At 74.4% G+C, this 8,773-nt stretch carries 7 protein-coding genes and 1 riboswitch; of the genes, 3 read left to right on the top strand and 4 right to left on the bottom strand.

Going from position 1 to position 8,773, the window contains the following annotated elements; translation table 11 throughout:
- Positions 1 to 548: 548 nt before the first annotated feature.
- The 4 genes from cobA to WMJ97_RS13150 form a co-directional block, all read right to left on the bottom strand.
- Positions 549 to 1,319 carry a uroporphyrinogen-III C-methyltransferase gene (cobA, locus tag WMJ97_RS13165; RefSeq protein ID WP_347349459.1) on the bottom strand — a complete coding sequence of 257 codons (771 nt, stop codon included), beginning with the start codon at positions 1,317 to 1,319 and terminating at the stop codon, positions 549 to 551.
- On the bottom strand, positions 1,316 to 3,925 hold the full coding sequence (locus tag WMJ97_RS13160; RefSeq protein ID WP_347349458.1) for a cobyrinate a,c-diamide synthase: 2,610 nt from the start codon (positions 3,923 to 3,925) through the stop codon (positions 1,316 to 1,318). The genes cobA and WMJ97_RS13160 overlap by 4 nt, the downstream gene beginning before the upstream one ends.
- Complete coding sequence (gene cobO / locus WMJ97_RS13155) at positions 3,919 to 4,548, bottom strand: cob(I)yrinic acid a,c-diamide adenosyltransferase (protein WP_347349457.1); 630 nt, start codon at positions 4,546 to 4,548, stop codon at positions 3,919 to 3,921. Before cobO ends, WMJ97_RS13160 begins: the two co-directional genes overlap by 7 nt.
- Positions 4,549 to 4,580: 32 nt before the next feature.
- Positions 4,581 to 4,699, bottom strand: a riboswitch (cobalamin riboswitch).
- A 33-nt stretch (positions 4,700 to 4,732) separates the two neighbouring features.
- Positions 4,733 to 5,815 (bottom strand): alpha/beta fold hydrolase, encoded by a 1,083-nt coding sequence (locus tag WMJ97_RS13150; RefSeq protein WP_347349456.1) that lies wholly within the window; start codon positions 5,813 to 5,815, stop codon positions 4,733 to 4,735.
- 90 nt (positions 5,816 to 5,905) lie between these two features.
- Here WMJ97_RS13150 and cbiT point away from each other — a divergent pair, with 90 nt between their 5' ends.
- From cbiT to WMJ97_RS13135, 3 genes are all read left to right on the top strand, one after another.
- Positions 5,906 to 6,508, top strand: a complete 603-nt coding sequence (cbiT, locus tag WMJ97_RS13145; RefSeq protein ID WP_347349455.1) for a precorrin-6Y C5,15-methyltransferase (decarboxylating) subunit CbiT — start codon at positions 5,906 to 5,908, stop codon at positions 6,506 to 6,508.
- A gap of 78 nt (positions 6,509 to 6,586) precedes the next feature.
- Positions 6,587 to 7,237 (top strand): precorrin-8X methylmutase, encoded by a 651-nt coding sequence (locus WMJ97_RS13140; RefSeq protein ID WP_347349454.1) that lies wholly within the window; start codon positions 6,587 to 6,589, stop codon positions 7,235 to 7,237.
- A complete protein-coding gene (locus tag WMJ97_RS13135) occupies positions 7,230 to 8,369 on the top strand; it encodes a cobalt-precorrin-5B (C(1))-methyltransferase (RefSeq protein ID WP_347349453.1) in 1,140 nt (379 codons plus the stop codon). Before WMJ97_RS13140 ends, WMJ97_RS13135 begins: the two co-directional genes overlap by 8 nt.
- Positions 8,370 to 8,773: the final 404 nt, after the last annotated feature.

Genomic DNA, 8,773 nt, shown 5'->3' with positions numbered 1-8,773 from the left:
ACACTCTGGTGTGGGTTTTGTCACACGGCTCGGGGAGACGGAGGCGCTATTGCGCCGATGCTGACGCCTCGGCCGCGCGCGCGGCCGGGGCGTCCGTTGTGTGGGGTCTCTCGGCGTCCGCGGGTCGAGGCGAGCTGCCGCGGACCTCACCCGGCGCCCGGTCGAAAAGCCGCCACTCGATGAGGGTTTCCTCGCGCGGGTGAGCGTCGATCCTGCGGTAGACCTGCATCGAGTGGTGGCAAATCGACTGGACGCCTCGGGCGTCCGGTGAGCATCGGTGTCGTCGACACGAGCTTTGGGAGCGGCCGCCCAGAATCGGGGCGTCCGAGTGGGGTTTGGTCGCGCGAGGTGGTGGGCAGCCGGACGCCGCGCGGGGAGCGCGCGGCGGCGTCCTGGGTCTCTTCGGTGAGCAGACGCGAGTTTCGCGGGCGGTTTCAGGTCAGGACGCCGCGCAGCCCAATGCCCCCGGGGCCGTCGGACGAGACGCGCCGCACCGACCCGTCCCCGCAGGGGTGTGTGACAAAGCCCACACCAGAGTGTGGAGAACGTCAGGTAGAAACGCCCGCGGGGGCCTCGTGCGCCCAATCCAGCGCGGCGACACCCCCGATGACGGTGATCGCGGGCGGGGTGACCCCTTCTGCGGCGGCGAGGTCGGCGATGTCGGCGACGGTGCCCCGGAGGGTCCGGCTGCCGGGCATGCAGGCGGCCATCACGACGGCGGCGGGGGTCGCGGGGTCGAGCCCGGCGTCCGTGAGCGTCGCGGAGATCTGCGGCAGGTACTTCACGCCCATCAGGATCACGATCGTCGTGTGAGCGCCGGCCAGCGCGGCCCAGTCGATCGTGCTGCGCGGATCGCCGGGCGGCACGTGTCCGGAGACGACGGTGAAGCCTTGCGAGACTGTCCGGTGGGTGACGGGGATGCCCGCCAGCCCGGGCGCCGCGACCGCCGACGACACCCCCGGGATCACCTCCACCGGGACGCCCGCGGCCGCGCACGCCCGCCACTCCTCGCCGCCGCGTCCGAAGACGAAATTGTCACCGCCCTTCAGCCGGACGACCCGGCGTCCGGCTCGCGCGTGCTCGACGAGCAGGCGGCTGATCTCCTCCTGCGGCGTGTACTTGCCGCGCGGCCACTTGCCGACCGGGATCAGCTCGGCGTCCGGACGCGCGTCCGCGAGGGCGTCGTTGGGGGCGAGGTGGTCGTAGAGGATGACGTCCGCCTGGCCGATGGCCCGCAGCCCGGCGACCGTCAGCAGGTCGGGGTCGCCGGGGCCGCCGCCGACGAGGACGACGGTCCCCGGGGTGAGCTCCTTGATCATCGAAGTCCCTTCTGTTGGGCCGGTTCGGGCACGCGGCCCCCGGCGAGGTCGGCGAGCGCGGCGACGAACGCCGCGGATGTTTCCGGGTCGCGCACCGCGACCCGCAGCCACGTGGGGCCGAGCCCGGGGAAGGTCTCCCCCCGGCGCACGGCGAAGCCGCGCTCGGCGAGCGCGACGCGCAGCGAGTCCGGCCCGAGGGACGCCGTGTCGAAGCACACGAACGGGGCGTCCCCCGGCACGACTGGGAGACCGAGCCCCTCCAGTCCGGCCACGAGCGCGGGCCGGGCGGCGGCGACGCGCCGGGCCAGGGCGTCCGCTTCGGCGACGGCGTCCGGGGAGGCGCACGCGACCATCGCGGCCAGCGCGGGCGTCGACACCGACCACGGCTCCTGCGCCTCGCGCAGCCGCGCGACGAGCGCCGGGTCGCCCACGACGTACCCCGCCCGGACGCCCGCGAGCCCCCAGACCTTCGTCAGCGAGCGCAGCACGAGGACGCCGTCCATGTCGGGGCCGATGAGGCTCGGGGCGTCCGGGGTCGCGTCGGCGAAGGCTTCGTCGACGACGAGCGTTCGTCCGGGACGCCGCAGCGCCTGCAGCGCTGCGGCCGGGTGGAGGACGCCGGTCGGGTTGGTCGGGTTGCCGACGCTGACGAGGTCGGCGTCCGCGGGGACGGCCTGCGGGTCGAGGGTGAAGCCGGGCGCGGTCAGGAGGTGCCGGGCGGGACGGCGTCCGGCGGCGGTGAACGCCGCCTCCGCGAGGGTGAACTGGGGGTGGACGACGAGGGGGCGGCGTCCGGGGATGACGCGTCCGACAAGGGCGAACGCCTCGGTGCCGCCTGCGGTGGGCAGGACCATGTCGTCGGGGACGCCGTGGCGGGCCGCGATCGCGGCGACCGCCGCGCGGGGGTCGGGGTAGGCGGACCAGGCGTCCGAGGTGCGGACGATGACGTCCACGAGCCAGGACGGCGGGGCCGGCACGAGCACGTTGACGGCGAGGTCGGTGAGGCCCGGGGCGAGGTCGGCGTCCCCGTGGTGCGCGAGGTCGGCGTCGCTGGGGGCGTCGTCCGGAGAGAGCGGAGAGTCCGGCGGGGCGGGAGAGACCGGCGGGGCGGGAGAGACCGGAGAGACCGCAGGGGCAGGCGGTGCCGTAGCATCCACGCGGGGCGCCGGGAGATCGGCGTGAAGCGCCGGAGAATCCCCGGGGGTGTGTGACGTTGTCCCCCTCAGAGTGTGGATTCTGTCAGATAGAAACGTATGGGCGGCGGCGGCGAACCGCTCCGCGAGCGCGGGGTAACCGGCCCAGTGGACGTGCAGGTAGGCGCCGTGAACGGTCCCGGACGCGAGGCCGTCCGGACGCCCGCCGACGTCCCAGGCGCCGGCGTCCGGTTGGGGGAGCAGTGCGGTCCGGTGGAACTCGTGACCCGTCACCCGCGTGCCGGCCGGGGCCAGGAACGTGTCCGCGGGCGCGACGGCCTCGCGGTAGCCGAGGGTCAGCCGGGGCGTCATCGCGGCCTCGACGTCGAGCGCGCCGACCATCGGGTGCCCGTCCACGGCCCGGGACAGGTAGAGCAGGCCGGCGCACTCGGCGACGGTCGGCGTCCCGGCGGCGATGGCGCGGGCGAGGTCCGCGCGCAGGGCAGCGTTGCCGGCCAGTTCGAGGGGGTACATCTCGGGGAAGCCGCCGCCCAGATAGATCCCGGCCGTGCCGGGCGGGAGGGCGGCGTCCGTCATGGGGTCGAAGCTGACCGGCTCGCACCCGGCCGCGCGCAGCAGTTCGAGCGTCTCCGGGTAGAGGAACGTGAACGCGCGTCCGCCCGCGACCGCGATCACCGGACGCCTGCCGTCGCCGGCCCCCGACGGGGGCCTGACCACGGCGGACGGCTCCCACGGCTCGGCGTCCAGGTCGGGTGCGGACGCCGCGATCGCCCGGACGGCGTCCAAGTCGACGTGCTCGGCGATCAGCTCCGCGAGCGAGTCGAGCGCCGCCGCCGACTCCGGACGCTCGGCCGCCGGCACCAGGCCGAGGTGCCGCGAGGGCGCCTCGATGTCGGCGGCCTTCGGCAGGACGCCCACCACCGGGACGCCCGTCCGTGCGACCGCGTCCCGCACCTCCGCCTCGTGGCGGGGCGAGCCGACCTGGTTCAGCACGACGCCCGCGACCCGAAGCCCGGGCTCGAACGTGGCCAGCCCGTGCACGAGCGCGCCGATCGAGCGCGACGTGTGCCGGACGTCCACGACCAGCACGACCGGCGAATCCGTCAGCCGGGCGACGTGCGCGGTGGAGGCGAAGCCGCCGGTGCCGAGGCGTCCGTCGAACAGGCCCATCACGCCCTCGATGACCGCGATGTCGGCCGGGGTGGGCGTCCGGGCGCCGTGCAGCAGCAGGGGCGCGATCAGGTCCTCCGACGTGAGGAACGGGTCGAGGTTGCGCCCCGGACGCCCCGCGGCGAGCGTGTGATACCCGGGGTCGATGTAGTCCGGGCCGACCTTCGCGGGCGCGACGGTCAGGCCCGAGCGCGCCAGCGCGGCGATGAGCCCGGTCGCGACGGTCGTCTTGCCGTGCCCGGACGCCGGCGCCGCGATCACCAGCCGGGGGAGCCTCACCATTCGATGCCCGCCTGTCCCCGCTGCCCGGCGTCGAACGGGTGCCGGACCTTCGTCATCTCCGTCACCAGGTCGGCGGCGTCGAGGATCGGCTCCGGGCAGCGGCGTCCGGTGATGACGACGTGCTGCGTGCCGGGCCGCGACGCGAGCGTCGCGACGACGTCGTCGGCGTCCACCCAGCCGCGCGCGACGGGGTAGGTGAACTCGTCCAGCACGTACAGGGTGTGCGTCTGCGCTTGCAGGAGCGTTTTCACGTGCTCCCAGCCCTCGCGGGCCAGGTCCGCCGGCTCGGACGCCTCGGCGCCCGCCGCGTCCAGGGACGGCCGCGACCACGTCCAGCCCAGGCCCATCGCCTCCCACGTCACGGGCGCCCCGGCGCCCGTCGTCGCGTGGACGTCGCCGAGCGCCCGCAGGGCGGCCTCCTCGCCGGTGCGCCACTTGGCCGACTTCACGAACTGGAACACCCCGACCGGCCAGCCGCGGTGCCAGGCGCGCAGCGCCAGCCCCATCGCGGCCGTGGTCTTGCCCTTGCCGTCGCCCGTGTGGACGATCACCAGCGGACGCCGCCGGCGTTGGGCGGTCGTCAGTCCGTCGTCGGGGACGACGGGGGTCTGGGCCTCGGGCATCGGTTCCTCCTCGCAGGTCCGCGCCTGCATCGAGAGTCGGGCGTCGCCTCGGGGAGTTCCTGACTGACGCCGTGGCGCTCACAGTGGCGGGACCGCTCCGGACTCACACCGGATTCCTCGCGCCGAGACGCCCGCCATCCTGGCACAGCGGGCGTCCGTTTGGTGGGCGTCCCGGACGCCGCCCTCACGGCCAGCGCTGCAGCCAGGCGACCATGTCGTGGATGACCCGGCCGTCGACGTGCTGGTCGAGGGAGAGGTCGTCCTTGGTGAGCAGGAAGTGGTTGTCCTCGGGGTAGAGGTGGAACGTCGCGTCCTTGCCGGCGAGCACGGTCTTCCAGGCGGCGAAGTTCGGCTCGGCGGCCACGTTGCCGTCCTGACTGCCGTGCAGCACGAGCAGCGGAACGGTGAGCCGCCGCGCGACCTCACCCGAGCGCAGCTTGTTGTAGCTGACGATGTAGGGGGCCGCGAAGTCGAGGATCGGCTCGGCGTTCGGGTCGGTGAGCGCCGCGGCGCGCGCGTGCTCGGCCTTGGCCGCGGCGATGCGCGCGGCCTTGTCGCCGCCCGGGGAATCCTCGATGGAGGAGATCTGCTGGTCGAGGGTGACCTCCCAGAACGTCCGCGGGGTGCCCGACATGATGACGCCCCCCGCGACCCCCGGGTTGGCCTCCACGATGTTCGGCAGCACCATGCCGCCCAGGCTGTGCCCGGCGACGATCACCTTGTCGGCCCGTGTTTCCGGACGCTCGCCGAGCAGCCGGATCGCCGCCGCGGCGTCCTCGAGGTACTCCTGCTGAACCGTCAGCGTGTTCGAGTCGAACGCGCCCTCCACGCTCGTGCGCTTGTCGTAGCGCAGCGAGGCGATGCCATAGGCGGCGAGCCCGTTCGCGATGTCGCGGAACGGCCGGATCGGCACGTCGCCGACCTCGGCGTCCCGCTTGTTCGGGCCCGACCCCGAGATCAGCACCACGACGACCTTGCGCCGCGGAACCCCCTCGCCCGGCAGGGTGAGGGTGCCGCCGAGCCGCTTGGGCCCCACCTGCACCTCGGTGTCGATCGGTCGCGCGGACGCCGGCGTCCCGATGCCGGTGCTCGCCTCGGACGCCGTCGGGCCCACCGGGGACACGTCGCTCGCGCCGGAGGTCGCGCCCGGCGTCCCCGTCATGCCCTCCCCGGACGCCGCCGGTGCGGCCCCGCAGCCGGCGAGCAGCACGCTGAGCAGGCCGGCCGCGAGCGCGGCGGGGAGCCGCGCGGGTCGGGCGTGGCGCATGGGGCGTCCTCCTGGATCGTCGGTCTTGTTCGGGTTTGTGGTCGTCTCGGCAGGGTAGCAACGGGCGGGGTAACCGTTAGGTTGGGGCGGGTGAGCACCGACATCCCGGCCGATCGACCCGACGTTCCCGCCGACGACGCCCTGCCCGGGCTGCCCGACGACGCGTTCGCGCACGACGGCCTGATCACGAAGCGCCATGTGCGGGCGGGGGCCTTCGCGTTCCTGCGGCCGCGTCCGGGGGAGCTTCTGTGGGACGTCGGCGCCGGCTCCGGAGCCGTCGGCGTCGAGTGGTGCCGGGCGGCGTCCGGGGCGCGGGCGATCGGCGTCGAGCGCGACCCGGTGCGCGCCGCGCGGGCGCGCGAGAACGCCGAACGCTTCGGCGCGGACGTGACGATCGTCGAGGGGGACGCCGCCGGCGTCCTGCCGACGCTGCCCACCCCGGACGCGGTGTTCGTCGGCGGCGGAGGCTCCGCCGAGGTGGTGGGGGCGGCGTGGGAGGCGCTGCGTCCGGGCGGGCGGATCGTCGTCCACGCGGTCACCCTCGAGACCGAGGCCGAGGCCGTCGATCGGTACCGGCGCCACGGCGGCTCGCTGACCCGCATCGCCGTGGAGACCGCCCAGCCCATCGGACGCTTCCTCGCCTGGACGCCCGCCCGCGCGATCGTCCAGTGGGCGGCCACCAAGGACGCCTGAGGCGGCGCGGCGGGTGTCCGCGCGTTCTGCTGAGCTGCGGCGTCCGCTAGCGTGTTGGCCCTGAACGGGAGGGGACCGATGACGTACGAGTACCTGAAGGACGGCGCGGAGATCTACCGCGAGTCGTTCGCGACCATCCGTCGCGAGGCCGACCTGAGCGGGTTGCCGGACGACGTGGCGAAGGTCGCTGTCCGGATGATCCACGCTGCCGCGCAGACCGACATCGTCGCCGACCTGGCGTACTCGTCCGGGGTCGTTCAGGCTTGTCGGGACGCCCTCCGCGCCGGCGCGCCGGTCCTGTGCGACTCGACGATGGTCGCCACCGGCATCATCCGGTCGCGGCTCCCCGCCGAGAACGAGGTCGTCTGCCATCTGGGCGATCCGCGGCTGGCCGACCTGGCGTCCGAGCTGGGCACCACGAAGACGGCCGCCGCGGTGGACCTGTGGCGCCCGCGCCTGGAGGGCGCGGTCGTCGCGATCGGCAACGCGCCGACCGCGCTGTTCCGGCTGCTGGAGGTCGTGGAGGAGACGGGCATCAAGCCCGCCGGCGTGATCGGCATCCCGGTGGGGTTCGTGGGCGCCGCGGAGTCCAAGGAGGCGCTGGTCGCGAACCCGTTCGGGCTGGAGTACCTCGTCGTCCGCGGGCGGCGAGGCGGGTCGGCGATCACGGTGGCCGCCGTCAACGCGATCGCGAGCACCGCGGAGACCACCAACGACGCTCGTGCCTGAGGACGCCGCGGCCGGCGGCCGGCGCGGACAACTGGACTCGTCGGGTCTGCGTCCGGGCTGGACGACCGGCGCGTGTGCGACCGCTGCCGCCCGGGCCGCGTACGCCGCGCTGCTCACCGGATCGTTCCCCGACCCCGTGACCGTCGAGCTGCCCCAGGGGCGGACGCCCGCCTTCGCCCTCACCCTCGAGGACCTCGACCCCGGCCCTCAGCCCGTGTGGGCGACGGCGGCCGTCACGAAAGACTCCGGGGACGACCCCGACGTCACGCACGGGGCGGTCGTCCGGGCGACCGTGCGGCGCGGGCGTCCGGGGGGCGGTGTGACGTTCTTCGCAGGCCCGGGCGTCGGGACGGTGACGCTGCCGGGCCTGCCCCTGGAGGTCGGCGAGGCTGCGATCAACCCGATGCCGCGGCGCATGATCGCGGCGAACCTGCGCGCGGTCGCCGTCGAGGCGGGGGAGATCGTCGGGGCGGCCGTCCCCGACGTCCAGGTGACGGTCGCGATCGATCACGGGGAGGCGATGGCCCGGCACACCCTGAACCCGCGTCTCGGCATCGTCGGCGGGCTGTCGGTGCTGGGGACGACGGGGGTCGTCGTCCCGTACTCGTGCTCGGCGTGGATCGACTCGATCCGGCGCGGCATCGACGTGGCGGCCGCGATGGGGCTGCGGCACGTGGCGGCCTGCACGGGCTCGACGTCGGAGCAGGTCGTGAGCAGGATGTACGGCCTCCCGGACGCCGCCCTGCTCGACATGGGCGACTTCGCGGGTGCGGTGCTGAAGTATCTCCGGACGCACCCGCTGCCGCGCCTGACGCTGTGCGGCGGCGTCGGCAAGCTGAGCAAGCTCGCGAACGGACATCTCGACCTGCACTCCGCGCGCTCCAGCGTGGACGCCGCCCACCTCGCCATGCTCGCCACGCTCGCGGGCGCCCCGGCGAGCGTCGTCGCCCGGGTCGGGGCGGCGACGACTGCGTTGGGGGCCGTCCGGTTGTGCGCGGAGGTGGGCGTCCGGCTCGGGGACGCCGTCGCCGCCGGCGCCCGGACCGTCGCCCTCGACGTGCTGCACGACGCCCCCGTGGAGGTGGACGTCCTCTGCATCGACCGCGCCGGGGTGGTGGTGGGCCGCGCCTGAGCTGTGCGTTTCTACCTGACACTCTCCACACTCTGGTGTGGACTTTGTCGCACGGCTGGGGGATCGGTGCGGCGTCCGTGAGGCGGTTGTGGCCCTGGGGCAGGCGATCGGGACGCGGCGAGCCGCATGGCGGGCAACGCGACGGTGGTGGGTCGCCGGTGAGGCGTCCGCGGGCTGGAGGGGCCTGGCTGGGCCCTCGCGGACGACTTCTCTGCGAACCGGCGCGCAATGGATCGTCGATAACACCGTTTTCACTGAGGACGTCGAAACCATTGCGCATTCATTCGCAGGCGTGCTCCGGGTGTGGTGCCCCGGACGCCGCGCCGCCCGAGAGGGGGCCGAGAGGGGCGTCGTCGGCTAGGGGCTCGTTGCGATCAGATGCACCCCGAAACGCCTGCAGCGTT

The organism is Nigerium sp. (assembly GCF_039811905.1).
In the GTDB taxonomy this organism is placed as follows: Bacteria; Actinomycetota; Actinomycetes; order Propionibacteriales; family Propionibacteriaceae; genus Propioniciclava.
Note: the sequence above shows the minus strand (reverse complement) of the source record. Positions and strands in the feature narration are given on the sequence as shown.

Bases quoted from the DNA above. Each gene is read 5' to 3' on its own strand.
- cobA (WP_347349459.1), bottom strand. From the start codon at position 1,319: ATGATCAAGGAGCTCACCCCGGGGACCGTCGTCCTCGTCGGCGGCGGC.
- WMJ97_RS13160 (WP_347349458.1), bottom strand. From the start codon at position 3,925: ATGGTGAGGCTCCCCCGGCTGGTGATCGCGGCGCCGGCGTCCGGGCAC.
- cobO (WP_347349457.1), bottom strand. From the start codon at position 4,548: ATGCCCGAGGCCCAGACCCCCGTCGTCCCCGACGACGGACTGACGACC.
- WMJ97_RS13150 (WP_347349456.1), bottom strand. From the start codon at position 5,815: ATGCGCCACGCCCGACCCGCGCGGCTCCCCGCCGCGCTCGCGGCCGGC.
- WMJ97_RS13140 (WP_347349454.1), top strand. From the start codon at position 6,587: ATGACGTACGAGTACCTGAAGGACGGCGCGGAGATCTACCGCGAGTCG.